The 22,946-nt window shown below is 63.2% G+C and carries 23 protein-coding genes; 10 read left to right on the forward strand and 13 right to left on the reverse strand.

The window, feature by feature from the left end; translation table 11 throughout:
* The first annotated feature begins 3 nt into the window (after nucleotides 1–3).
* Nucleotides 4–633, forward strand: a complete 630-nt coding sequence (locus E8K79_RS08345; protein ID WP_135871686.1) for an MBL fold metallo-hydrolase — start codon at nucleotides 4–6, stop codon at nucleotides 631–633.
* Nucleotides 634–642: 9 nt separating this feature from the next.
* Nucleotides 643–1,845 (forward strand): bifunctional phosphopantothenoylcysteine decarboxylase/phosphopantothenate--cysteine ligase CoaBC, encoded by a 1,203-nt coding sequence (gene coaBC / locus E8K79_RS08350; protein ID WP_136514336.1) that lies wholly within the window; start codon nucleotides 643–645, stop codon nucleotides 1,843–1,845.
* On the opposite strand, the gene E8K79_RS08355 is transcribed toward coaBC, so the two are convergent.
* Nucleotides 1,846–2,754 (reverse strand): zinc dependent phospholipase C family protein, encoded by a 909-nt coding sequence (locus E8K79_RS08355; RefSeq protein ID WP_407925462.1) that lies wholly within the window; start codon nucleotides 2,752–2,754, stop codon nucleotides 1,846–1,848.
* 46 nt (nucleotides 2,755–2,800) lie between these two features.
* Here E8K79_RS08355 and E8K79_RS08360 point away from each other — a divergent pair, with 46 nt between their 5' ends.
* A complete protein-coding gene (locus tag E8K79_RS08360; protein ID WP_136514337.1) occupies nucleotides 2,801–3,481 on the forward strand; it encodes a uracil-DNA glycosylase family protein in 681 nt (226 codons plus the stop codon).
* Here E8K79_RS08360 and E8K79_RS08365 read toward each other — a convergent pair.
* Nucleotides 3,478–3,891: a hypothetical protein gene (locus tag E8K79_RS08365; RefSeq protein ID WP_136514338.1), complete on the reverse strand. Its 414-nt coding sequence runs from the start codon at nucleotides 3,889–3,891 to the stop codon at nucleotides 3,478–3,480. The two genes, E8K79_RS08360 and E8K79_RS08365, sit on opposite strands and share 4 nt — an antisense overlap.
* Before the next feature lie 151 nt (nucleotides 3,892–4,042).
* On the opposite strand from E8K79_RS08365, the gene E8K79_RS08370 reads away from it, so the two are divergent.
* Nucleotides 4,043–4,357: a BON domain-containing protein gene (locus E8K79_RS08370; protein WP_135871676.1), complete on the forward strand. Its 315-nt coding sequence runs from the start codon at nucleotides 4,043–4,045 to the stop codon at nucleotides 4,355–4,357.
* 47 nt (nucleotides 4,358–4,404) lie between these two features.
* Here E8K79_RS08370 and E8K79_RS08375 read toward each other — a convergent pair whose 3' ends face one another.
* From E8K79_RS08375 to treZ, 11 genes are all read right to left on the reverse strand, one after another.
* Complete coding sequence (locus E8K79_RS08375; RefSeq protein ID WP_136514339.1) at nucleotides 4,405–4,704, reverse strand: DUF2795 domain-containing protein; 300 nt, start codon at nucleotides 4,702–4,704, stop codon at nucleotides 4,405–4,407.
* A 118-nt stretch (nucleotides 4,705–4,822) separates the two neighbouring features.
* The gene (locus tag E8K79_RS08380; RefSeq protein ID WP_136514340.1) at nucleotides 4,823–6,631 is read right to left on the reverse strand and encodes a complex I subunit 5 family protein; all 1,809 of its coding nucleotides are present in this window, start codon (nucleotides 6,629–6,631) and stop codon (nucleotides 4,823–4,825) included.
* 2 nt (nucleotides 6,632–6,633) lie between these two features.
* Nucleotides 6,634–6,978 carry an NADH-quinone oxidoreductase subunit K gene (locus tag E8K79_RS08385; RefSeq protein WP_136514341.1) on the reverse strand — a complete coding sequence of 115 codons (345 nt, stop codon included), beginning with the start codon at nucleotides 6,976–6,978 and terminating at the stop codon, nucleotides 6,634–6,636.
* Nucleotides 6,975–7,736, reverse strand: a complete 762-nt coding sequence (locus E8K79_RS08390) for an MnhB domain-containing protein (protein ID WP_136514342.1) — start codon at nucleotides 7,734–7,736, stop codon at nucleotides 6,975–6,977. The genes E8K79_RS08385 and E8K79_RS08390 overlap by 4 nt, the downstream gene beginning before the upstream one ends.
* Nucleotides 7,733–7,975 (reverse strand): Na(+)/H(+) antiporter subunit B, encoded by a 243-nt coding sequence (locus E8K79_RS08395; protein ID WP_136514343.1) that lies wholly within the window; start codon nucleotides 7,973–7,975, stop codon nucleotides 7,733–7,735. Before E8K79_RS08395 ends, E8K79_RS08390 begins: the two co-directional genes overlap by 4 nt.
* Nucleotides 7,962–8,309, reverse strand: coding sequence for a cation:proton antiporter (locus E8K79_RS21095; protein ID WP_162604629.1), 348 nt, complete (start codon nucleotides 8,307–8,309; stop codon nucleotides 7,962–7,964). Before E8K79_RS21095 ends, E8K79_RS08395 begins: the two co-directional genes overlap by 14 nt.
* Nucleotides 8,306–8,557, reverse strand: a complete 252-nt coding sequence (locus tag E8K79_RS21100; protein ID WP_162604630.1) for a monovalent cation/H+ antiporter complex subunit F — start codon at nucleotides 8,555–8,557, stop codon at nucleotides 8,306–8,308. Before E8K79_RS21100 ends, E8K79_RS21095 begins: the two co-directional genes overlap by 4 nt.
* The gene (locus E8K79_RS08405; RefSeq protein WP_136514345.1) at nucleotides 8,554–9,039 is read right to left on the reverse strand and encodes a hypothetical protein; all 486 of its coding nucleotides are present in this window, start codon (nucleotides 9,037–9,039) and stop codon (nucleotides 8,554–8,556) included. Before E8K79_RS08405 ends, E8K79_RS21100 begins: the two co-directional genes overlap by 4 nt.
* Entirely contained in the window at nucleotides 9,032–10,291 is a 1,260-nt protein-coding gene (locus tag E8K79_RS08410; protein WP_136514346.1) for a cation:proton antiporter, read from the reverse strand. The genes E8K79_RS08405 and E8K79_RS08410 overlap by 8 nt, the downstream gene beginning before the upstream one ends.
* A gap of 3 nt (nucleotides 10,292–10,294) precedes the next feature.
* The gene (locus E8K79_RS08415; RefSeq protein ID WP_136514347.1) at nucleotides 10,295–12,334 is read right to left on the reverse strand and encodes an amylo-alpha-1,6-glucosidase; all 2,040 of its coding nucleotides are present in this window, start codon (nucleotides 12,332–12,334) and stop codon (nucleotides 10,295–10,297) included.
* Entirely contained in the window at nucleotides 12,331–14,196 is a 1,866-nt protein-coding gene (treZ, locus tag E8K79_RS08420) for a malto-oligosyltrehalose trehalohydrolase (protein ID WP_198419796.1), read from the reverse strand. The genes E8K79_RS08415 and treZ overlap by 4 nt, the downstream gene beginning before the upstream one ends.
* 705 nt (nucleotides 14,197–14,901) lie before the next feature.
* Here treZ and E8K79_RS08425 point away from each other — a divergent pair.
* The 6 genes from E8K79_RS08425 to E8K79_RS08455 all read left to right on the forward strand — a co-directional run bounded on the left by E8K79_RS08425 (nucleotide 14,902) and on the right by E8K79_RS08455 (nucleotide 22,630).
* Nucleotides 14,902–16,023 (forward strand): NAD-dependent epimerase/dehydratase family protein, encoded by a 1,122-nt coding sequence (locus E8K79_RS08425; RefSeq protein ID WP_136514348.1) that lies wholly within the window; start codon nucleotides 14,902–14,904, stop codon nucleotides 16,021–16,023.
* Entirely contained in the window at nucleotides 16,020–18,071 is a 2,052-nt protein-coding gene (locus tag E8K79_RS08430; RefSeq protein WP_136514349.1) for an NAD-dependent epimerase/dehydratase family protein, read from the forward strand. Before E8K79_RS08425 ends, E8K79_RS08430 begins: the two co-directional genes overlap by 4 nt.
* A complete protein-coding gene (locus tag E8K79_RS08435; RefSeq protein ID WP_136514350.1) occupies nucleotides 18,071–19,042 on the forward strand; it encodes an MDR/zinc-dependent alcohol dehydrogenase-like family protein in 972 nt (323 codons plus the stop codon). The genes E8K79_RS08430 and E8K79_RS08435 overlap by 1 nt, the downstream gene beginning before the upstream one ends.
* Before the next feature lie 15 nt (nucleotides 19,043–19,057).
* Nucleotides 19,058–20,059, forward strand: a complete 1,002-nt coding sequence (locus E8K79_RS08440; protein ID WP_136514351.1) for a Gfo/Idh/MocA family protein — start codon at nucleotides 19,058–19,060, stop codon at nucleotides 20,057–20,059.
* A gap of 325 nt (nucleotides 20,060–20,384) precedes the next feature.
* Nucleotides 20,385–21,506, forward strand: coding sequence for a glycosyltransferase family 4 protein (locus tag E8K79_RS08450; RefSeq protein ID WP_136514352.1), 1,122 nt, complete (start codon nucleotides 20,385–20,387; stop codon nucleotides 21,504–21,506).
* A 26-nt stretch (nucleotides 21,507–21,532) separates the two neighbouring features.
* A complete protein-coding gene (locus E8K79_RS08455; RefSeq protein ID WP_136514353.1) occupies nucleotides 21,533–22,630 on the forward strand; it encodes a CgeB family protein in 1,098 nt (365 codons plus the stop codon).
* The last annotated feature ends 316 nt before the right edge of the window (nucleotides 22,631–22,946 follow it).

The raw sequence follows: 22,946 nt of genomic DNA on the forward strand, positions 1-22,946 counted from the left end.
GCCATGCTATTTGAAACCATAGTCGTCGGACCGCTCGGGGTGAACTGCTTCATCCTCGGGGACAAGCAGAGCAAGGAAGGGATGGTGGTGGATCCGGGCGCGGACTGCGACATCGTCCTTGCCACGGTCGCTCAGTTCGGCATCAACGTGAAGTACATCGTCAACACCCATGGTCACTTCGACCACATGGGGTGCAACCGCAGGCTTAAGGAGAAGACCGGAGCGCCGCTTCTGGCGCACAAGGAGGACCTCAACTTCCTGGTGCACGCGTCACGCTCCGCCATGAAATACGGGCTCACCGTGGAGGACTCGCCGGAGCCGGACCTTTTCCTTACCGACGGGATGCAACTTCAGCTCGGAGCGCGCGTCATCGAGGTGTTGCACACCCCCGGACACACCCAGGGGGGCTGCTGCCTCTACCTCGCGAACGAAAAGCTGGTGATCACCGGGGACACCCTTTTCGCCGACTCGGTTGGGCGCACCGACCTCCCGGGAGGAAACCACGACCAGCTCATCACCTCGATCCGCACCAAGCTGATGGCGCTCCCGGACGATACCATCGTCTGGCCCGGACACGGACCCTCCAGCACCATCGGGCAGGAGCGGCGCTTTAACCCGTACCTCAACGACTAGGGGGACGCCATGCTCAAGGGGAAGGAGATCGTTCTCGGGGTGACAGGCGGCATCGCCGTCTACAAGGCTGTGGAGCTGTTGCGTCTTTTGGTCAAGGCGGGAGCCCGTGTCCAGGTGGTGATGACCAAAGCGGCCACCGAGTTCGTGACGCCGCTCACGTTCCAGACACTCTCCGGGAACCCGGTGCATCTGGAGCTCTTCAACCTGATCTCCGAGGAAAAAATCGGCCACATTTCGCTCGCCGATCGCGCCGACCTATTCATCATCGCTCCGGCCACGGCCAACTGCATCGGGAAGATCGCTCACGGCATAGCGGATGACCTTCTCACCACCACGGTGATGGCGACGAGGGCGCCGGTTTTGATCGCGCCGGCGATGAACGTGAACATGTACCGCAACGCGATTTACCAGGAGAACGAGGCGCGCCTGAAGGCACACGGCTACCTCTTCGTGGCCCCCGCCTGCGGCATGCTGGCGTGCGGCTACGAGGGGGAAGGGAAACTGCAGGCGCCCGAGGTGATCCTCGAGGAGGCGGTGGCGGCCCTGACCCCGAAGCGGCTTGCAGGGACGCGTATTCTGGTGACGGCCGGGCCGACGCTCGAGGAGATCGACCCGGTGCGCTTCATCAGCAACCACTCCTCCGGGAAGATGGGGTACGCCATCGCCCGGCAGGCGCGCCTGCGCGGCGCCGAGGTGACCCTGGTGACCGGGCCGACCTGTATCGCTGCGCCGCTCGGGGTGGACGTAGTCCGCGTGCAAAGCGCGCAGCAGATGCGGGAAGCGGTGCGGGAGCGCCTCGAGAAAACCGACGTTGTCATCAAGGCGGCCGCGGTTGCGGACTACCGTCCGAAGCTGCGTGCCGGCAACAAGGTGAAGAAGGAGACGGAGAGCCTCACCATCGAGCTCGAGAAGAACCCGGACATCCTGGCGGAGCTCGGGGCGTGCAAGGGGAAACGCATCCTGGTCGGCTTCGCCGCCGAGACGCAGGACCTCGTGCGCAACGCCGGGGTGAAGCTGGAGAAGAAGAATCTGGACATGGTGGTGGCGAACGACGTCTCACAGGAAGGGGCGGGGTTCAACGTGGACACCAATATCGCGAAGCTTCTCTTCCGTGACGGCCGGGTGGAGGAACTCCCCATCATGGAGAAAGAGGAACTCGCCGGGGTGATCCTGGAGCACGTGGAACATCTGCGCGGCGGGGAGCGCGGCTAGTTATTTGGAAAGGATTTGCAGCAGCAGTTCCGGCTCGCAGATCGCCTCTTTCAGCTTCAGCTTGATCTCGTCGAGCTCGGCGTACGCCTGGTCCTTGGTGATCTTTCCGGTGCGGTAGAGAAGGCGCAGGTTCTTGCGCACCGCTTCGGCGGCGGCGAGCGCCCGCTCGCCGGTTGGGTCGGCGTGGAAGAAGGGTGAGGAGTCGTCGTTGTTTAGGAAGTCGAAGACCGCTTCCTGGGCGAGGCGCATGTACTCCTCCCGGTCGTCCTCTTCGAGCTGATAGCGCGAGGTATCGGACAGGGTCGACAGGAGGCTCTGCCACTTCTCGAGGCGGCTCACCAGCAGGATGGAATTGAAGATCCGCTTGTTGGTGCCGAAGGAGAAGATGGTATCCGAGAGCACCTTGCGCAGCAGCTCATCGTTGCTGCTGAAATGCTCCTGCGCCACTTTCTTCGCAGTGTCCCAGATCTCCTTATCCACGTAGTTCTCGAAGCGCATCTCCCAGTAAGCGTGTTTCAGGGTGAGCGATGAGAAGCTCCGCATCACCTTGAAGGGGACGTAGTAGTTGTGCGCGATGCAATCGGCGGCCAGGTGGCTCAGGTAGCCGTAGGCGCAGGCTTGCTGTGCTGGGTCGCCGGCCTTGTCGAGGACCCGGTGCCCAATGCGCCAGCGGTGGCAGTGCTGCAGGTAGTGGGTGAACTTCTTGCCCAGGGTGATGTCGGCCGCGATGGTGCCGTAGAGAAAATCGTACGGGTGTGCTGCGATGATGGCGGCTACGGCGGGTTTGAGGACGTCTAGGTTGTTCAGGACGTTCATGCCGAGTTGAAGATGCACCCCGGCCCCCCAGGCAAGTGCCTGCTCGGGGAGCGCCAGAAGTATCAGGGATGTGGCGAGAATCAGTAGCGGCATGCTTTCGAGCATAGTTAATGAAACGGGAAATGTAAAGGGGTTTGCCATGGCGGAGATGGAGGAGCGGGACCTGCTTTTACGCTCGCTCAAGGGGTATCTGACCGGTCTGGCCGAGAGCGGCGTTGACGAGCTTCTCTTCGAGGCCGCCCCGCTTGAGGAGCTGCCTGCGGCCTCCACCGGTACAGCTGCGGTTTCGGCTGCTGGTACGGTTGGCGACATGCCGCCTGCAACGGCTGGTGGCGCCGGATCCGGCACGGCAACCTCGGCTCCTTCCGAAGCCGCCCCCGCGGCTGCTGCCGCAGAACCCTATCTGCGCCAGGAGGGACAACCTGGTTCCGGTCTTCTTTTCCTGATGTCCGGGGAAGGTTTTGACGGAGCGCCGGGAGGACTCCTTGCCAAGATCATCGCGGCGATGAAATTCAAGCGGGATGAAATCTGCCTGGTGAGCTTCGAAGCGGGACAGGATCAGGATGCCATGGCGAGGGTCCTGGCGGCTAAAGTGACCGAGCTTGCTCCCCAGGTGGTCGTGTCGCTTGGAGAGGAAGCGACCTCGCTGGTTCTGAACGATCAGACTCCCCTGGCGCGGCTGCGTGGCCGTTTCCGCGAGCTGCAGGGGATAGCTGTCATGCCGACGCTGCACCCGGAGGCGCTCCTTGCTGACGAGGGACTAAAGCGCCACGTCTGGGAAGACATGAAACTCGTCATGCGCCGCCTGGGCAGAGGCTAGCGCGGCGAACTGCACGACTTCAAACGGCCGTTTTCAAAGAGTGAGATCGGCTGCTGCTCCACGCACATCTTGTCGTCCACCTGCACCCGCGTCGCAAGGACGCACCCCTCCAGCTTGCCTGACTGGTAGAAGCTGATCGCCCCGTACTCATTGCAGACCAACCCCTCGTAGTAGAAGAAGTCCTTGGTGATACAACTCTTCAACATCCCCAGTTCGTAGAACTCCGCTTCGGCCAGCAGGTTGCACCTAACCCCGCTCAGCAAGGTGATGTCCTTCAGGTTGCAGGACTTCAGGTCGCCGTTTGGGTAGTAGATTGCGGTTGATCCAGGATTGCAGATGGATACGTCAACGGCGAGGGCATCGCTAACCCCGGGCACCAGCAGTACAAGTAGTAAGAGCGCGCGCTTCATGATTGACCTCCTGTGCAGCGGTTTTCCTAAAGCCATCGCCAAGTATAGTAGTGTGATTAACAAATTCAAATTTATCTTCTTGCGGTGTACTGGTCGGTTAGATATGCTTAACCGGCTTCGGCCGAACCAATCCAGCACAAAGGAGATCACTATGGCTAAGATTAGACGCATCGTTACTGTCATGCTCTGTGCCTGCATGCTCGCCTCGTTCGCCGGCTGCACTGCCACGTCAAGGCACGAGTCGACAGGAGAGTACGTGGATGACTCGGTGGTTACCACCCGGGTCAAGGCCGCCCTCTTCGACGAGTTGGCCCTGAAGACGTTCCAGATCAACGTCACCACCTACCGCGGCGTGGTTCAGTTGAGCGGCTTCGTGGATTCGGCGGAGAACGCGAGGAAAGCGGGCGAGATCGCCCGCGGCGTGAAGGGTGTCCAGGAAGTGAAGAACGACCTCATAACGAAGTAGAGGGAATAAAAAAACCCCCTCCCGGAAGGGAGGGGGTGGAATTAGGGTCAATGATGGGAAGACCTGCTGTGGGATTTACCTTGGCCTGCCTGTCCGCCTGACTGTTGTTTGCTCCTGCCAGTTTTAGAGCTTGATTCTTCGCTCCCCTCCTTGCCGAATGCTTTCATGACGTCCGCCATACTGCCATATTCCTTTTCTTCCATTTTCTGGATCTCGTCGAGAACCACTTTCTCTGCTTTCATGTGTTGAGCGTGTTTTAAGAGCTCCTGTTTCTCTGCCGGGAAGTCGATACCTTTCAGATGCTTGGTGACGTTTGCCGGCGAATGACCTGTGCCACGCGTTGCCATAACTTCCTCCTTTTACGTCTTTTTTGTCTCCCATACACAAGTCGATTATATTGAATTGGTTTTTTTTAATCAATTGAAAAGGCCGCCTGTGACAGAGGCGACAACGCCCAGGTAACGCTCACCAGGAAAGAACGGCAAGCAAAGTGAGAGCGGCCGTACCCACCGTGAACCAGACGACGTAGTCCCCGATATAGCCGCTGTGCACCCGGCGCAGGAGAGTGACTGGCTCCTTGACGAGGGACTTGATTCGCTTCGTTGCGCGACCATGCAGCGGCCCCGGGGCCAGATACAGCGTGGCAAGCGCGACCGCTCCGGCTGCTGCGATGAGACCTCCTCCTAATCCGGGACGGGCTTCGCTCACCGCAGGGGATGCGGGCTGCCGCTCTCCCGCCAAGACAACATCCCGGTATCCATCGCGGTCCACGAAGCGTGCCGCTGCCAGCGCTGCAACCTGCTGGCTCTGCGGCAGAAGACCGGCCCCGAAAGAGCTCAAGAGGAGCAAGGCCATGGGAAGGAGCATGAGCACCGGCGTCGGCCCACTCGACCTTTCCGCTTCCGCGCCTTCCTCACCGGAGGCGGGTGCGGAACTGGAGAAGGGATCGAGATGCCCGAGACCGAAGAAGATCCCGCCCCCGGCGCGCAGGACAGCTCCCCCAGTGAGCACGGACCCCAGCGTGAAAAATGGAACAAGCCAGCCGTAGCCGAGCCCGCGCGCGCTCTCCTCGATGATCCCTTTGCCGGCCCAGGTACCGAAGGGGGGGAGTCCGGCGAGGGCCAGCCCGGCAAGGAGAAAAAGGGCCCCGGTGATCTTTAGCCTACAGCATCTGTCGTGCAACTGCTTCTCGTCCACGGAGCGGAAGTGATAGACGAGGATACCGGTGGCGATGAAGAGAGCCCCTTTGATACAGCCGTGTCCGACGATGTAGAGAAGGGTCCCCTCTAGGGCCTGCCGCTCGTGCAGCGCGAACCCGGCAAGGATGAGACCGCTGTGACTAACCGTCGAGTAGGCCAGAAGGCGCTTCAGGTGGCGTTGCAGGCAGGCCATGGCGCCGCCGGCCAGTAGCGTCACGATGCCGATGCCGAGGAAAGCTGATTGCACCGGAGCCTGGGCGAGCACGTCGCTAAAGACCACCCAGTAGATGCGCGCCACCGCGTACAGGCCAAGCTGCACCATGATGCCGGAGAAGAGGACGGAGGCCGGGGTGGGGGCTACCGAGTGGGCGTCTGGAAGCCAGAAGTGGAACGGGAACACGGCCCCCTTGACCAGAAAACCTACGGACAGGAGCATGAAGGCGACGCCTCCCGCGGCCGTGACCGGTTTTCCCTGCAAGGCGGCACCGATCCAGGCGAGGTTCAATCCCCCTGTCATGGCGTACAGAAGGCCGATGCCTAGGAGCACCATGAGCCCCCCGAGGCTGTTCATCACCGCGAAGTTGAGTCCTCCCTCCAGGGGACCGCTTTCCTCGATCTTGTAGCCGGTGAGGGCGTAGGCGGCGACGCCCATCAGCTCGAAAAAGACGAACATGTTGAAGAGGTCGCCTGTGAGGGCGAACCCCTGCAGCGAGGCGAGGAAGAGGAGCATCAGCGTGTGGTAATAGGTGCGGACGGCGAGGAAGTGGTGCCAGGAGAAGAGCAGGGCGGCAACGGTGAGAAGGGAGGCGAGCAGGGCCAAAAGGGCTGCGGCCGGGTCGATGACGAAGGCGATGCCGACGGGAAAGCCGTGCATCGGGCTCCAGTCCCCGAACCAGTAGACCTGGGTGGCGGCCAAAGAGCGCTGCAGAAGCAGGAGGTCGAAAATCACCACGGCAAGGGCGGTCAGAAGGGAGAGGACGTCAAGCACCCGGTGCCGGGAGCGCAGCTGTTCCAGAGCAGCCAGAAGCGCCGCCATGAAGAGCGGCAACACGACGGGAAGGGGAGGAATATTCATGGTCAACCCCGCATGGGGGGCTCGCTCTTCGGATCGAGCGTCCCGCTGCGCTTGTGGCGCTGAAGGGCGAGGGCGAGGAGCAGGGCAGAGACCGTTGCCCCGACGACGATGTCGGTCAGGGTGAGCGCCTGCACCACCGGGTCGACCATGATCCGCGTTCCCGGGATGTCGCCGGTAATGGGCGCGGTGCCCTTATTCACGTAGCCGACCGAGAGAAGCAGCAGGTAGCCTGAGGACTGGGCGACGACGAGAGCACTCACCAGGTAAATGCTGTTCCTGCAGGTGGCGATACCGTAAAGGCCTACCACCAGGAGCCACACGACAACGAGGAAGGGGAGCGCGTTCATGATTTCTTCTCTCTGCGGATCACGAGGACCTGGCGCAAAAAGGCGGCGATCAGGAGCACGAAGGCCGAGGCCACCTCGATACCGACGGCTGTGTTGAGCAGTGGCAAACTGCCGGTGGAGAGAAGTTCCCCTGAGACTCCGAGAGGAAAGAGGTTGCGCATGTAATGGTAGCCGGAGAGGAGGGGGATGGCGCCTATTATGGCGTAGCTCATGGCGCCGGCGGCCTCCAGGTGGGAGGCCAGATGGTCGCGCTTAATCTTCAGGAGGTCGCCGTATTCACCGCTCAGGTAGACGTAGTAAAAGGCGGTAGCCACCAGCACCCCGCCCTGGAAGCCGCCGCCGGGCGTCAGGTGACCGTGCAGGACGACGTAGATTCCCAGCAGCAGGGTGAAAGGGAACATGACAACGCCAAGCCCGAGAACGGCCGGTGCGGCCTCGATGCCGGCGCGGTCCGGTGCCTGGTCCGTCGGTTCGCGGGTTTCTTCGTCCTCCTGCCGCCTGAGCAGCAGTAGCCCTCCCGCTACCGCGGCGAAGAGGATGAACTCTTCGGCGAGCGTGTCGAAACCGCGGTAATCGAAGGTGACGGCGGCGACCGCCTGCTGGGCGTGCCGCATGGGTTCCATGCTCTCCAGCACCAGCGCCCGGTAGGCCCCACTTTGTCGGCCGAAAGTGGGGAGGGAGGTGAAGGCGGCGACTAGGCCCCCGGCAAGGAGCGCGGCAGCAAAGCCGAAAAGCGTGTTGCGCAGGCGATCGTTCATCGCGCCCACCTGGAGCGGGTCTTCGCCACGGTAAGGAGAACCATGAGCGGGAAGGCGACCGCCCCGACGACCATTTCGGAAAGGGCGACGTCAGGCGCCTGCAGCACCAGGAAAAGGATACTGAGGGTGAGTCCGAAAAAACCGGCGATGATCGACTGGGGGAGGGGATCGCGCGTCGCCACCACCGCCCACCCGGATGTCGCCACCAGTAGAAACGCCACCACCTCAATGGGCCCCATGGTCATCCTCCTCTCCCTGATCGTCGGTAGGCTTCTTTACGTCTTTCGCCTCGCGTAGGTAATGCGCCCGTGCCGCGGCGAAGGTGATTACTGGATTGCCGACCACCATGACCGCGAAGACGAGCCACGCCTTGATGGTGGGGGCGGACATCCCTTCCTGAATCGTTATCGCCGTTGCCATGGCCCCCGCCGCGAGCACCGCAGGGGGGGAGAGGTAGTGCAGCTTGGCGTAGACCCCCTTCATGACTGCGACGCCGGCACAACTGAAGGTGCAGACCAGCAGGGCGAAGACGAGAAGCCCGACGACGACTCCGGCGGGAAGGTCGGGGCTCACAGCCAGCGCTCCAGAAAGCGGAGGTAGACAAGCCCCGAGGCGAAGGAGAGGACCGCCAGCACGAGCGAGAGATCGAAGTATATGGCGCGGCGGTACCCTTCGGCGAGGAGCAGGATGGCGAGCACGGCGAACAGTTGTGCTAGTTGCAGCGCCACGAAACGCTCCATGATGGTGCCGCGAAGGCAGAGCCAGCCGCATGGGGCCATGAGCAGGAGCAGGGCAAGTGCGCAGAAAAGCCAAATGTTCATGACAGCTCCACGAAAAGGCGGTCGATGGTTGAGATTTCCCTCCCCACCAACTGCCGTATCACCACTCGCCGCCGCTCCCGGTCCACGAAGACGAGGTAGCTGTTAGGTGTGATGCAGACCCCAAAGGTCATCCAGGCGCGCCGCGCCGACTCGTGCCGGTCCGCCGTAAAGTCGAAGGGGTGTTCTATGGTGACACCGGTGTTTTCTTTGCCGCGCAGCTCCCTGATGAGAGCTACCAGGAGCAGCCAGGATTCGGAGAACATGGCCGGGGGCAGACGCCAAGCCAGGAGCAGCCAGGCGGGCTTCACGCGCAGCGGGCTTATGAACGAGTCGCGCAGCATCCCGACAAGCTTCAGGGCGAGGAGGGCCGCCGCTCCCCCGGCAACCGCTTCCAAGGGGTCCGCTTTGCCGCAGAAGAGCATGTAAAACCCTAGAAAGGAAAGCCATGTGATGACAGCGGTGCCGACTCTGCTTTTATTCATGGGAGCCTCCCCCCTCGCTTGAGGTCTGTGCCAGCAGGAGCCCGAGGGTGGGGCCCTGCACCAGGATCGAGAAGAGCACCACGATGTATGTCGCGACGAGCAGGATATGCAGTCCCTCGTTTTGGGGAAGCGACATGGCGAGCGCTATGGCGATCGCCCCGCGCAGCCCGCTCCAGGTCATGATGGAGGCGTCCTTGAGGGAGAAGGGCTCCCGCATCCGTACCAGCCCTCCCACCGCCAGCACGGACAGGAACCTTCCGAGCAGCACCACCGGGATGACGAGTAGACCGGTGCCGAGGTGGATCAGGCTCAGGCGGTCGCTGAGCACCAGGAGCTCAAGACCTATCAGGGTGAAGAGGATGGCGTTCAGGTACTTCTCCACCAGGTCCCAGAACTGGTCCAGGTGCATGCGGGTGTGTTCCGACATGGCGAGCTTGCGGCCGCGTCCGCCGATGAAAAGACCGGCCACCACCATGGAAAGAGGGCCGGAAACCCCTATGAGGAGTGCGAGGGAGTAGCCGCCAAGAACGAGCGCCAGGGTGATCAGGATCTCGAGACGGTAGTTGTCGATGCTTTTTATGAGCAGAAAACCGAGCCACCCAAGCAGCGACCCGAAGGCGAGCCCTCCGGCGGTCTGGATGACGAAGGTCCTTAAAACGGACATAACGCTCGGTGCTGAGGCGTTCAGCGCCGCGGCATGAAGGGCCAGAAAAAGGACGATGCCTATGCCGTCGTTGAAGAGCGCTTCTCCGGCGATCCAGGCGTTAAGCCGGTCCGGGATGCCGAGCCGGCGCAAGGTGGGGAGCACCGCCACCGGATCGGTGGGGGACATGATAGCTCCGAAGAGCAGGGCGTACTCAAGTCGGACCGGCAGCTCCAGCAGAAGGGCGAGGAGGTAGAAGCCCCCTCCGATCACCCCTGCCGAGACCAGGACACCGGCGACCGCGAAAAGCGCGATGCTGAGCTTCACGTTGAGAAGCTCCTCGACCTTCACGAAGAGCGCTCCGGCGAAGAGCAGCAGGCTGAGTATCCCCTGCAGGAAGAGGACATCGAAGTCGATGTGGTCCATCAACTGCCGCGCCGGGGTAACCACGTCGACGCCCACCGCTATGGAACTCCACAAGAGCAGGGAGAAGAGGAGGCTTAGCAGCATGAGACCCACGTTCGGCGGCAGCTTGAGGAACCGGTGGTTCAGGTAGGCAAAGGTTGCCGTAAGCGTGGTCAAAAGCGCCGTGATCTGGAAGCCTCGCATCGATTACTGCGCCGTCTTGAGCCAGCACCGGAGCAGTTCGGCGACGCTCCAGGCCTGGGCGATGCAGCCGCGCGGGTTGTACGGCGCCTCCGCATCACAGATCTCGCTGATGGAGCCGATGCACTGCTCGTTCATCTGCTGCGCGAGCCCCTCGAGGAAGCCACGGGCCTCCCCGATCTCCTCGGGGTGGAGCCTCAGCCATGCGTCGATGAAGGGACCGATGAGCCAGGGCCAGACCGTCCCTTGGTGGTAGGCGGCGTCGCGCGCCCTCAGGTCGCCGTGGTAGGTCGCCTTGTAGTCCGGGTGTCCCGGGGCGAGGGTGCGCAGGCCGACCGGGGTCAAAAGGCGCTGGCGTACCGTTTCCACCACCCGCGGCCAGCGGTCCCGCTCGAGAATCGGGAAGGGGAGCGCGATGGAGAAGAGCTGGTTAGGACGGCAGGCGCTGTCGTCGCCCAGTTCGCCGTCCACCACGTCGTAGAGATATCCACCCTCCTCGTACCAGAAGCGCTGGTTGAAGGAGCGGTAGGCCTGGTCGGCGAAGGAGCCCAACTGCCGGGCGTACTGGTCGTCCCCATCCTGCTCGGTCCACTGCTGCATGAGCCTCAGCGCGTTGTACCAAAGGGCGTTCAACTCGACCGCCTTGCCCCGGCGCGGCGTCACCACCCAATCCCCCACCTTGGCGTCCATCCAGGTGAGCTGGTACCCCTCGGCCCCCTGCCTTAGGAGCCCGTCGGAAGGATCGATCCCGATGCCGAAACTGGTGCCGGAGAGGTGGTGGTCGATGATCTGGCGCATCTGGGGCATGATCATGTGCAGCGTGGCGCGGTCGTTGGTGTACTCGAGGTAGCGGTTCAGGGCATGGAAGAACCAGAGGCTCGCGTCCGCCGTGTGGTAGAGCCCCTCGTTGTGCCCCTCGGGGAAAAGGTTCGGGATCAGGCCGTTTTTTACGTAGTGCGCGAAGGTGCGTAGGATCCATCCCGCCTCGGTGTGGCGCCCGGTGGCGAGGGTGAGCCCCTCCAGCGAGATCATGGTGTCGCGCCCCCAGTCGGTGAACCAGTGGTAACCGGCGATCACGGTGCAGACCTCATCTCCCATGGCGTGGGCGCGCACGGCGTCCTTGTGGCGCCCAGCCGGGGTGATGATGAACTGGTCGGTGGCTAGGACCAGTTCGGCGGGGAGCCCCTGGCGCGCGCGAGGGTCTGCGGCGGAGAGCAAAAGCCTGCGCCGCTCCCGCTCCATCTCCAGTGCACCGCCGGGGGGGAGCGCCGCGATGGTCTCCCAGGTCTCGGTGGATGCAGTGAGCGCCGCGTCCTGGCCCGCCGCCAAGTCGACGGCGAAGTAACCAGCGGTCCAGAGCGTCCCTAGCGAATCATAGCCGCGCGCGTTCTCCACGTCGTAGAAGATGTCGGTGCTGTGCTTTTCCTCAAGGGTGAAGTTGCCCCGGCCGCCGTTAATTACGAGACGCAGTTGCGGCGAGTTAGGCCCCGAGGAGATCTGGTAGCGGTTTTGCACCGCGGTGAACATGTAAGGATCCTCGGACGCGACGTCGACAGATGCGTCGTGGGGGCGAAACTGCAGGTAGGGCTGCAGCTTCAGGCGCACCATCTTTTCACCTGAGACGAGACGGTAGATGAGGTGCACCGTGTTCTGCCGATGCACCATGACGAGCTGTTTTTCGATGATCGTCCCGTTGATGTCGTAGCGCCATACCGGGAGGCCGTCCTCCAGGCGAAAACCCGAAAGGTACTCCATACCATGGAACTCGAGCCCCGCCTCCTTCTGGTCCCCTCCGAAGCGGAACATGGTCCCGTCGGGAAACCGGATCGCCTCGGTCAGCCGGTTCAAAAGGACCATGCGCCCGAGGGGTGATGGGTACGCCGCGATGAGAAGACCGTGGTAGCGGCGGGTGAGCGCGCCGCAAACCGTGCCGGAGGCGTAACCGCCCAGGCCGTTCGTCAGAAGCCACTCCTGCTCCAGGAGCTGACGGGTCCTCGCTTCCTCATCGTGGCTGGCAAAAGGGAACTCTCTTGTCACCGTGGTCATGGGGTTTCTCCTTCCGGCACGGGTACCAGCACCACAGCTGCATACCCCTGCAGACGCCAGAACTTCTCCGTGTCGAGCTTGGGTGTCCCCGAACCGCCGAATTCGACCTTCTCGCTGCTCCAGAGGATCTCCCAACGGCAGCAGGAAGGGGGCGCCAGCATAGGCTCGGGGATAGGCACCAGGTGCAGCTCCCGTCCGAGGTTCACGAGCAGAAGGCGCTGCTCATCCTCCAGAAAGTAGCGAAGCAGAAAGCCCGCCTGCCCCAGCACCGCCCCCTCAATGTGGCAGGCATAGCCGCGGCTGAAAACCGGATCCTCGCGCCGCAGCCTGATCAGATCGCGGTAGAGCGTGTAGACCTTGCCGTGGCGCTCGCGCTCCTTCAGGTCGATGCGCGACTGCTGGAAGGTTTCCAGCTCGTAAGGCTTGTCGATGGTGTCGATGACCTCGGGAGAATCGATGTTGGTGAACTGCTTCAGGTACTCGATGCGTCCCTGGTGCACCTGCTGCGAGATTTCCGGGCTGAGATCCGCGAAATACAGAAACGGCGAGCTCGCGGCGAACTCCTGTCCCTGAAAGATCATCGGGGTCTGCGGGAGCAGTAGGTAAAGGGCGGTCATCGCCCTGAGTGCTGCGGGGTTGGTGAGTTTGTCGATGCGGATACCCCAGGCGGAGTTGCCGATCTGGTCGTGGTTTTGGAGGTAGTTGATGTAGCGGCTCGGGCTTTGCCCGAGGGTGGAGGAGCCGCGCCGCTTTCCCTGCCAAAAGTAGAACTGACCCTGGTACAGGTAGCTCCACTTGGCGCAGGAGATCAGCTCCTGTGGTGAGCCGAAGTACTCGGAGTAGTAGGCGTCGTGGTAGCCGGTCAGGGCCACGTGGGCGCTGTGGTGGAAGTCGTCGTTCCACACGCCGTCCATGCCGAAGCCTCCTTCTTCTCTCGGGCGCATGCAACGGGCGTCCTGACTTTCGTTTTCCGCGACGAGGAAGAGCTTACGCCCGTTGGCCGCCATCCTCGCACGGGTGGTGATGTCTCCCAGGATGTGTACTTGCGAACCGTCGGCGATGGCGTGGGTGGCGTCGAAACGCAGCCCGTCGATGTGGAACTCGTCGATCCAGTAGCACGCGTTGGCGATGAAGAACTCCCGCACCGACTCGCAGTGCTTCCCGTCGAAGTTGATCATCTTCCCCCAGTCACTCTCGTTTTCACCGTAGTAGTAATCGGAAAATTGTGCCAGGTAGTTTCCCTCCGGCCCGAAGTGCACGTCCAAAAGCACGCCGAGCCCGAGCGAGTGGGCCCGGTTTACAAAGCGGCGCATGTCGTCGGGTGTGCCGTAAAGCCTCGTCGGGGCGAAATGGTTCACCCCGTCGTAACCCCAGCCGAACCGTCCGGGGAAATCGGCCACCGGCATGACCTCGACCAGGGTGATGCCTAGGTCCCGTAGTGCAGGCAGCTGCTCTTCGGCGGCCTTCCAGGTCCCTTCCATGGTGAAGGTTCCGACATGGATCTCGTAGATGACGTGCCCTTCGGGCTCGATGCCCTGCCAGTCGGCGTCACTCCAGGGGAAGCTCCCCGGGTCGACCACTTGCGATGGACCGTGCGGCCCCTCGGGCTGGAAGCGTGAGGCGGGATCAGGGTAGCTTTCTTTGTCGTCCAGGCGGTAGCGGTAGCGGGTTCCCGCGCGTGCCAACGGGCAGGTGCCGGAATGGTACCCGTTCTCTTCCAGGTCCATGGGGAACTCCACTACCTGCGGCGCTCCCTCGAGTTGTATCGATACCTTCCTGCACCGGGGAGCCCACACCCGGAAATGCACGCCGTCCGGCGCCACCTCCGCTCCTACCGGCATTCTTCGCTGGACTGCTGTCACGGTAACCTCCGGAAATTCATAAATAGGTGCAGACGGTAAGTCCGGGGAGCTTGGTGTCTGTTCCCACGAAGTGCTTCAGTGGCCTAAGGTTCCCCCCTTTGCGAAGGGGGGACAGGGGGGATTTGCCTTTGTCAGACCGTACAAGCTCTTTCCAACACTGCGATCGCCGCCGCTGCACAAGATGGATGAAAGATGCTGAACAACCATGCTTTTCGCCAACGGTGAAAGCAACTCCTGCTGACCGAGGGAACAGGGGACAAAAATCAAATCCCCCCGTCCCCCCTTCGCAAAGGGGGGAGCGCGAGGTCACCTGCTGCGCCTCGTTTGCGACTCCACCTCCTGTTCACGGTGTTCCCTGAAGAAACGTTCCAAAGGCGAGAAGTATCGGCCATGCCACGCTAGAAAATTAACAGGCTCTAAAAATAACATATAACGTGAATTTTAAAACCGAAGCGGGGAGGGGCGGTTTTCATTTGGCGGACGAGGGGAAGAGAAGGGCGGCGAAAGTGACGCAATTGCTACACCGCTTGAGGGCGCTTACCCTCCCATCTCCTCCATCTTATTGGGAGAAAGAGCGCTTTTTTTCTCAAATCGTTTGACAGAAAAACCGGCACTGATAGTATTGGGTACTGCTAATGTGTTAAAGCTAATTCTTGGTTTATTAGACGAGTGCCGCAGTCATCCCATCGCTCCAAGGAGGATCCCATGGCAGGAACCGTTCTCATAACGGGTGGAGCCGGCTTCATCGGTTCCCACCTGGCGGACGAGTTGCTACGTCACGGTTACCGGGTGCGCGTCCTGGACAGCCTGGTTCCGCAGGTGCATGGTCCCGAAGGCAGGCGCCCTGCTTATCTGGACCCGGAAGTCGAGCTGATCAAGGGGGACGTGCGGGACGCGAGGGCGGTGAAAGAGGCGCTCGCCGGGACGGAGGCAGTTTTTCATTTCGCAGCCATGGTTGGTGTCGGCCAGAGCATGTACGAGATCGAGCAGTACACCTCGGTCAACAACTGCGGCACCGCGGTGCTCCTCGAGGAGATGGCGCGCGCAAGTGGATCGAGGAAACTCATCGTCGCCTCCAGCATGAGCATCTACGGGGAAGGGCGCTACCTCGACAAAAGCGGGACCCGCTACGACGACATCATGCGCGACATCGAACAGTTGCGCTGCGGGAGCTGGGAGCCGTGCGCCGCGAACCGCGAGCAGCTCATCCCGGTCCCGACCCCAGAGGACAAGACCCCATCGCTTGCCTCGGTCTACGCGCTCTCTAAGTACGACCAGGAGCGGATGGCCCTCATCGTCGGGAACTGTTACCACATCCCGGTGGTGGCGCTACGCTTCTTCAACGTCTATGGCACGCGCCAGGCCCTCTCCAACCCGTACACCGGGGTGCTCGCCATCTTCGCCTCGCGCCTGATGAACGGCAACGCCCCGCGCATCTTCGAAGATGGCCTACAGCAGCGCGACTTCGTGAGCGTGCGAGACGTGGCGGTTGCCTGTCGCCTCGCCATGGAGGTGGACCCCCAGAAGCAGCGCCTCTTCAACATAGGAAGCGGCGCGAGCATCTCGGTTTTGCAGCTCCTCGAGCGCTTCTGCCGGGTGCTCAACTGCACCACCATCGAACCGGAGATCACCGGGAGTTACCGGGCAGGCGACATCCGACACTGCTTCGCCGACATCACCGCGGCGCGGGAGACGCTTGGTTACGCACCACGGGTCGGCTTCGAGGAGGGGCTCACCGAGCTCGCCTCGTGGCTCGAAGGGGAGGTGGCGGTTGACAGGGTGGCCGAGGCACACGCCGAGCTTGCCCAGCGGGGACTTACGCTATGAGCCGCACATCCGTGGAACGGCTGCCGGAGCACCTGGGGCTGGTCGAGTGGTTTCGTCCCGGCGAGCGGGACCGGGTGGAGCGGGTGCTTGCCGACCTCGAAAAGCTCGGCGTGAAGCGCCTCAGGACCGGCATATCCTGGGCGGACTGGTACACGAGCGAGGGTAAAAGCTGGTACGAGTGGCTCATCCCGCGCCTGTCCGGCGTCGTGGAGCTCCTCCCCTGCGTCCTTTACACCCCCCCCTCCATCGGCATCGAGGCCAAGACCTCATCCCCGCCCAGGCGCGCCCGGGACTACGCCGACTTCATCGACCTTTTCATCACCTCCTTCGGCGAGCACTTCGAATACATCGAACTCTGGAACGAGCCCAACAACCTTAGCGAATGGGACTGGACCCTCGACCCGCACTGGAGCGGCTTCGGCGAGATGATCGGGGCCGCCGCCTACTGGGCCAAAAAGCGCGGTAAGAAAACCGTGCTGGGGGGGATGAGCCCGATCGACGGCCACTGGCTCTGCCGCATGTTCGACCTGGGCGTCATGGACTACATCGACGTGGTGGGGATCCACGGCTTCCCCGACATCTTCGACTACACCTGGAAGGGGTGGGCGCGCAACATCGCCATGGTGCGGGAGATCCTAGATGAGCGCGGCGCCACCTGCGAGATCTGGGTCACCGAGGCGGGCTTTTCCACCTGGCAGCACGACGAGTTCAAGCAGGCCCGGGTCTTTTTGGAGCTCCTCGGCGCCCCGGCGCAGCGCATCTACTGGTACGGCGCCGACGACCTCGACCCGGCACTCGCCGCCGTGGACCGCTTCCATCTGGACGAGCGGGAATACTTCTTCGGGTATAAGAAGGCGGACGGCACCCCGAAGCTTCTCTACCGGTTGCTGGAAAAGGGGAGTGTCACCGCGCTGAAGCGGATCGATCAGGCTGCGCGCACCTGCGCCACTGCCTGTCCGGAGAAGGCCATCCTCGTCACCGGCGGCGCCGGCTTCATCGGGACGAACCTCGTGCACCGCCTGACGCAAGACGGCCATCGGGTCATCGTCTACGACAACCTCTCGCGCGAAGGGGTGGAAGAGAACCTTCTCTGGCTCACGGAGAACTGCGGCGATCGGCTCGAGGTGAGGATCGCCGACACCCGGAACCACCTGGCACTCCAGGACGCCATCGCACGCTCCTCGCACGTCTACCACTTCGCGGCGCAGGTCGCGGTGACCACGAGCGTCGACAACCCGGCCGCCGACTTCGCGGTGAACGGCCAGGGGACCTTCGCGCTCCTCGAGGCGATCCGCAACGCCAAGGAGCCACCATCACTGCTGTTCACCTCGACCAACAAGGTCTACGGCGGGATCGAGGGATGCCGCATCCGCAAAAGCGGCTCGCGCTACGAGCCGATCGACCCGGCGCTGCGTGAACGCGGCTTTGGCGAGGGGACCCCGCTCGACTTTTTGAGCCCGTACGGCTGCTCCAAGGGGTGCGCCGACCAGTACGTGCTCGATTACGCCCGCAGCTTCGGGATCCACGCCGCGGTCTTCCGGATGAGCTGCATCTACGGACCGCACCAGTACGGCACCGAGGATCAGGGGTGGGTGGCGCACTTCGCCATCCGCACCCTGAAGGGAGAGCCGATCACCCTGTACGGCGACGGCTGTCAGGTGCGCGACCTGCTCTTCGTGGAGGACCTGGTGGAGGCGATGTGCCGGGCCCGCGAGGAGATGCCGCGCCTCACCGGCCAGGCCTTCAACATCGGGGGCGGCCCCGAGCGCACCATAAGCCTTCTGGAACTTCTGGAGTTGTTGCGCGGGCTGCACGGCCGCCTGCCGCAGGTCTCCTTCGACGCATGGCGCACCGGCGACCAGCGCTATTACGTGTCGGATATCGGCAAGTTCAACGGCGCCTGCGGCTGGACGCCGCGCCACTCGGTCGAGGAAGGGGTGGAGCGGCTGTACCGGTGGCTCTGTGCGTCGATGCGCCTTGAGCCTGAAGGGACCTCGGACAAGGCGGGAAGAAAAAGATACCCGGCTTCGGGTGTGGAGGCGATTTGATGGGTGAGACCATGGAAGCAGCGGTGATCACTGGACCGGGAGAGACGGAGGTGAAAAGGGTGCCGCGCCCCGAGCCGGGGGCTGGCGAGGTGCTAGTCGCTCTCGAAGGATGCGGGGTCTGCGCCTCGAATCTGCCGCTTTGGCAGGGACGTCCTTGGTTCAACTATCCGGCCCTTCCCGGCGCGCCCGGCCACGAGGGGTGGGGAAGGGTGCAGGCGCTTGGGGACGGGGCGCAGGGGGTGAAGGTGGGGGATCGCGTCGCCTTTCTCTCCAACAACGCCTACGCCGAGTTCGACCTGGTGCGCACCGACGCGCTGGTGAAGATCCCGGCGTCCCTGGACGGCCAGCCTTTCCCGGGCGAGCCGGTCGGGTGCGCCATGAACGTCTTTCGCCGCAGCTGCATCGAGCCTGGTCAGACGGTGGCGCTGATCGGCGCCGGTTTTCTGGGGGCCATCTTCACCTCCCTCGCCGCCGCGCGCGGCGCCCGTGTCATCGCCATCTCGCGCCGCGGCTTTGCGCTCGACCTCGCCAGACGCTGCGGCGCCGAGGAGACCGTGCTGCTCGACGACCACCAGCTGGTGATGGACCGGGTGCGCGAGATAGCGGGCGAGCGTGGGTGTGACCGCGTCGTCGAGGCGACCGGGCACCAGTGGCCGCTGGACCTTGCCGGAGAGCTGGTCCGCGATGGGGGCAAGATCATTATCGCCGGGTACCACCAGGACGGTCTGCGCCAGGTGAACCTCCAGCTCTGGAACTGGAAGGGTATCGACGTCATCAACGCGCACGAGCGCGACGCGCGAGTCTATCTGGAGGGGATGCGGGCGGGGATCGCCGCCGTCGAGTCGAGGATGTTCCCGCTCGGCGAGCTCATCACGCACAGCTTCCCGCTTGCGGGGCTGGACCGCGCCTACCGGATCATGGAGGAGCGTCCCGACGGTTTTCTGAAGGGGATGATCCGCATCGGCCAGTAAAGGAAAGGGGAAAGGATGAAGAAGAAAATGGCATTGCCCAGGGTGGGTTTTCTGGGAACCGGCTGGATCGGCCGTCACAGGATGCAGGCCATTGCCCTGAGCGGCGAGGCGGAAGTTGCGGCGATCGCCGATCCATGCGAAGAGAACGCACGGGAGGCGGCGAAGCTTGCCCCCGGGGCAGTGTTGGTCGAGGATCTCGATGCGCTGCTGGAACTCGACCTAGACGCGGTGGTGATCGCCACCCCTTCCGCCGGGCATTGCTACCAGGCCTTGCGCGCCCTGGACCGGGGGCTTGCCGTATTCTGCCAGAAGCCCTTGGGGAGAAACGCCGAGGAGGCACAACTCGTGGTGCATGCGGCCCGGTCGATGAACCGGCTTTTGGGGGTCGATTTCTCCTACCGTTTCGCCGACGGGATCATGAAGATCCACCAGTTGGTCAGCTCCGGTGAAATCGGTCAGGTCTATGCCGCTGACCTCACCTTCCACAACGCCTACGGCCCGGACAAGCCCTGGTTCTACGATCCCGAGCTTTCCGGTGGTGGCTGCCTGATGGATCTTGGCAGCCATCTGGTCGATTTGGCACTCTGGTTTTTCGGCTACCCCGAGGTCCGCAGCGTCTCCAGCTCGATCTTCGCGGGCGGGGAGAGGTTGAAGACTGGGAGCGGCAAGGTCGAGGACTATGCAGTGGTGTCGCTCGTGCTGGAAGAGGGGCATGCCGTGCGCCTTGCCTGCTCCTGGAACGTCTCCGCGGGGCGCGACGCCGTCATCGAGTCGAGCTTCTACGGCACCCGCGGCGGCGTCAGCTTCAAGAACGTCCAGGGCTCCTTCTACGACTTCGTCGCCGAACGCTTCCGTGGCACCGCCTCGGAGACCATCTCCTCGCCTCCCGATGAGTGGGGTGGGCGCTGCGCCGTCGCCTGGGCGAGGCAGTTGCGGCTAGGCAGAGGCGCCTTCGACCCGCAGGCCGAGCACCTCGTGCGCGTGGCCCAGGTGCTCGACCAGGCGTACGGGAGATAGCGCGCGGTTCGTCTGGGGAATTCATGAAGGTATCTCTCAATGAAACCACGAAGCGCTATCCGTGAATTCGCGTCCTCCCCTTTGCGAAGGGGAGACAGAGGGGATTTGCCTTGGGTTGACTCCTGAAACGGCTGCAGTGCTGGAAGAGATATTTCGTACATGCCGACGAAGAGCAAATCCCCCCTGTCCCCCCTTCGCAAAGTGGGGGACGTAAGGGCTCTTGCCGCGCTTCGTGGGCAGTTGAACTCTACGCTTCCGACCTTCCGGCAAAAACCACGCAATAAGGTAGGCTAAGGCGGGACTTACTTTGAGAGGCGTGTTGTTCATGAACGATCCGGTCCACAAAGCAGGGAAGGGGGGCAAAATCACGCCGCCGGGGCTCGTCCTGATGACGGCCGACCCCATCGGCGGGGTCTGGAACTACGCCCTCGAACTCGCGCGCGGCCTATCCGCCCATGGCGTGCAGGTGGCGCTTGCTACTATGGGACAGCCGCTCTCACCGGAACAGCGGCGTGAGGTGGCCGACGAGAGGAACGTAACCCTCTACGAAAGCGGGTACCGTCTTGAATGGATGGACGATCCCTGGCTCGACGTCGAGCTGAGCGGGGAGTGGCTTTTATCGCTAGAGGCTGAGCTTAAGCCCGACCTCGTGCACCTGAACGGCTACGTCCATGCAGCGCTCCCCTGGCGAAGCCCCTGCCTGGTCGTCGCCCACTCCTGCGTCCTTTCCTGGTACCAGGCGGTGCGCGGCAAAGAGGCGCCGCAGCGTCTGCACGAATACCGCGACCGGGTGACCCGAGGACTCGCCGCGGCGGGACTGGTGGCGGCCCCATCGGCGGCCATGCTGGAAGCAATCCGCCGCATCTACCTCCCTCTGCCGGACGCTCAGGTGGTCTACAACGCGCGGGCCCGCACCCGCTTCCGCCCAGGGCGGAAGGAGGATTTCATCCTCACGGTGGGACGGGTATGGGATGACGCAAAGAACATCGCCGCCCTCGTGAAGAAAGCCTACGACCTGCCGTGGCCGGTTTACGTCGCGGGCGAGATCAACCGCCCCGACGGCGGTGCCGCTGCAGTCGAGGGGGTGAACCGGCTCGGCGTCCTCGCTCCCGACGTGCTTGCCCCCTGGTACGCGGCGGCGTCAGTCTACGCGCTCCCCGCGCGCTACGAGCCATTCGGGCTCACCGTTTTGGAGGCGGCCCTCTCGGGGTGCGCCCTCGTTCTCGGCGATATTCCGAGCCTGCGCGAGCTGTGGGATGGGGCGGCCGTATTCGTCGATCCCGAGTCCCCCGGGGCACTGCGAGGCGAGCTCTGCGCTCTCTGCGCCGACCGTAACCGGCAGGCGCGCCTTGGGGAAAAGGCGCTGGAGCGAAGCCGCAGCTTCTCCGCCGCCAGGATGACTGCTGGCTACCTCGACCTCTACGACCGGCTCCGGGAGCAGGCGTAACAAATCACGCGACTTCGGAAGGACCCATGCGCATCGTAATGTTTTACCACTCCATCGTTTCCGACTGGAACCACGGCAACGCCCATTTCCTGCGCGGCGTGGTCACCGAACTGCGCCTCATGGGGCATGAGGTCGCGGTGTACGAGCCCGAGGAAGGTTGGAGCTACCGGAACATGTTGCGCGACAGCGGCGAATACGCGCTGCAGGAGTTCGAACAGGTCTACCCGGGGCTTGTCGGGATACGTTACAGGTTGGATGAGCTCGACCTGGACCAAGCCCTCGCGCAGGCGGACCTGGTGATCGTGCACGAATGGAACGACCCCGAACTCGTCCGGCTGATCGGCCTGCACCGCAAGGGGGGCGGGCGCTACCGGCTCCTCTTCCACGACACGCACCACCGTAGCGTCACCGATGCCGAGGCGATGGCCGCCTATGACCTCTCCGGTTTCGACGGTGTCCTCGCCTATGGCGGGAAAATCAGGGATATCTACCTCGAGCGCGGATGGGCGAAAAAGGTGTGGGTCTGGCACGAGGCGGCGGACGTGAGGGTCTTCGCCCCGGTAGAGGGGGCTGACAAGGTGGGGGACGTGGTCTGGGTGGGCAACTGGGGCGACGACGAGCGCAGCGAGGAGATCCGCGAGTTTTTCGTCGAGCCGGTGCGCCGCCTACATCTGAAAGCGGCGGTGTACGGGGTGCGCTATCCGCGCCAGGCGCTGCAACTCCTTGCCGAAAACGGGATAGGCTACGGCGGCTGGCTCCCAAACTTCAACGTCCCCCGGGTCTTCAGCAGGTTCCGGCTCACCGTACACATACCGCGCCGCCCTTACATGGAGGCGCTCCCCGGCATCCCCACCATCCGCCCCTTCGAGGCGCTTGCCTGCGGCATCCCGCTACTTTCCGCCCCGTGGGTCGACTGCGACGGGCTCTTCGAGGCGGGTAAGGATCTTCTCTACGCCCGCGACGGGCGGGAGATGGAAGCCCGGATGAAGGCGCTGCTCGAGGACCCCGATGAGGCGCACCGGCTCGCCGTGCATGGGCGGCAGACCATTCTGGCACGGCACACCTGCCGGCACCGCGTCGACGAACTGCTCGGCATCTGCCGGGAGTTGGGGACGGCAGATTAGAAGTTCCGTGGGGATGGCTAAGAGGTCGTCCACGAAGCGTCGCAGGTGACCTTTTGCTCCCCCCTTTGCGAAGGGGGGGCGGGGGGGATTTGCTTTTTGTTGGCAGGTCCGAACAGAAGTTGCGCAGCATCTGCGATCAACTGCGCACTTTGCAGGAATAGTCTCGGTTGCATGGCATAACCAAGGCAAATCCCCCCTTGCCCCCCTTCGCAAAGGGGGGGACGCTGGGCCCGCTTTCTGCTTCGTGGGAACACACATTTCTTCCCCGGATTCCCGGTCGAACCTCGGAATGCTCCGAAGAACTGCATAGAAAGGA

Source organism: Geomonas edaphica, assembly GCF_004917075.1.
GTDB lineage: Bacteria > Desulfobacterota > Desulfuromonadia > Geobacterales > Geobacteraceae > Geomonas > Geomonas edaphica.

Excerpts from the sequence above, each read along its gene's own strand:
- E8K79_RS08345 (WP_135871686.1), top strand. The coding sequence starts at position 4 with ATGCTATTTGAAACCATAGTCGTCGGACCGCTCGGGGTGAACTGCTTC.
- coaBC (WP_136514336.1), top strand. The coding sequence starts at position 643 with ATGCTCAAGGGGAAGGAGATCGTTCTCGGGGTGACAGGCGGCATCGCC.
- E8K79_RS08355 (WP_407925462.1), bottom strand. The coding sequence starts at position 2,754 with ATGCCGCTACTGATTCTCGCCACATCCCTGATACTTCTGGCGCTCCCC.
- E8K79_RS08360 (WP_136514337.1), top strand. The coding sequence starts at position 2,801 with ATGGCGGAGATGGAGGAGCGGGACCTGCTTTTACGCTCGCTCAAGGGG.
- E8K79_RS08365 (WP_136514338.1), bottom strand. The coding sequence starts at position 3,891 with ATGAAGCGCGCGCTCTTACTACTTGTACTGCTGGTGCCCGGGGTTAGC.
- E8K79_RS08370 (WP_135871676.1), top strand. The coding sequence starts at position 4,043 with ATGGCTAAGATTAGACGCATCGTTACTGTCATGCTCTGTGCCTGCATG.
- E8K79_RS08375 (WP_136514339.1), bottom strand. The coding sequence starts at position 4,704 with ATGGCAACGCGTGGCACAGGTCATTCGCCGGCAAACGTCACCAAGCAT.
- E8K79_RS08380 (WP_136514340.1), bottom strand. The coding sequence starts at position 6,631 with ATGAATATTCCTCCCCTTCCCGTCGTGTTGCCGCTCTTCATGGCGGCG.
- E8K79_RS08385 (WP_136514341.1), bottom strand. The coding sequence starts at position 6,978 with ATGAACGCGCTCCCCTTCCTCGTTGTCGTGTGGCTCCTGGTGGTAGGC.
- E8K79_RS08390 (WP_136514342.1), bottom strand. The coding sequence starts at position 7,736 with ATGAACGATCGCCTGCGCAACACGCTTTTCGGCTTTGCTGCCGCGCTC.
- E8K79_RS08395 (WP_136514343.1), bottom strand. The coding sequence starts at position 7,975 with ATGGGGCCCATTGAGGTGGTGGCGTTTCTACTGGTGGCGACATCCGGG.
- E8K79_RS21100 (WP_162604630.1), bottom strand. The coding sequence starts at position 8,557 with ATGAACATTTGGCTTTTCTGCGCACTTGCCCTGCTCCTGCTCATGGCC.
- E8K79_RS08405 (WP_136514345.1), bottom strand. The coding sequence starts at position 9,039 with ATGAATAAAAGCAGAGTCGGCACCGCTGTCATCACATGGCTTTCCTTT.
- E8K79_RS08410 (WP_136514346.1), bottom strand. The coding sequence starts at position 10,291 with ATGCGAGGCTTCCAGATCACGGCGCTTTTGACCACGCTTACGGCAACC.
- E8K79_RS08415 (WP_136514347.1), bottom strand. The coding sequence starts at position 12,334 with ATGACCACGGTGACAAGAGAGTTCCCTTTTGCCAGCCACGATGAGGAA.
- E8K79_RS08425 (WP_136514348.1), top strand. The coding sequence starts at position 14,902 with ATGGCAGGAACCGTTCTCATAACGGGTGGAGCCGGCTTCATCGGTTCC.
- E8K79_RS08430 (WP_136514349.1), top strand. The coding sequence starts at position 16,020 with ATGAGCCGCACATCCGTGGAACGGCTGCCGGAGCACCTGGGGCTGGTC.
- E8K79_RS08435 (WP_136514350.1), top strand. The coding sequence starts at position 18,071 with ATGGGTGAGACCATGGAAGCAGCGGTGATCACTGGACCGGGAGAGACG.
- E8K79_RS08440 (WP_136514351.1), top strand. The coding sequence starts at position 19,058 with ATGAAGAAGAAAATGGCATTGCCCAGGGTGGGTTTTCTGGGAACCGGC.
- E8K79_RS08450 (WP_136514352.1), top strand. The coding sequence starts at position 20,385 with ATGAACGATCCGGTCCACAAAGCAGGGAAGGGGGGCAAAATCACGCCG.
- E8K79_RS08455 (WP_136514353.1), top strand. The coding sequence starts at position 21,533 with ATGCGCATCGTAATGTTTTACCACTCCATCGTTTCCGACTGGAACCAC.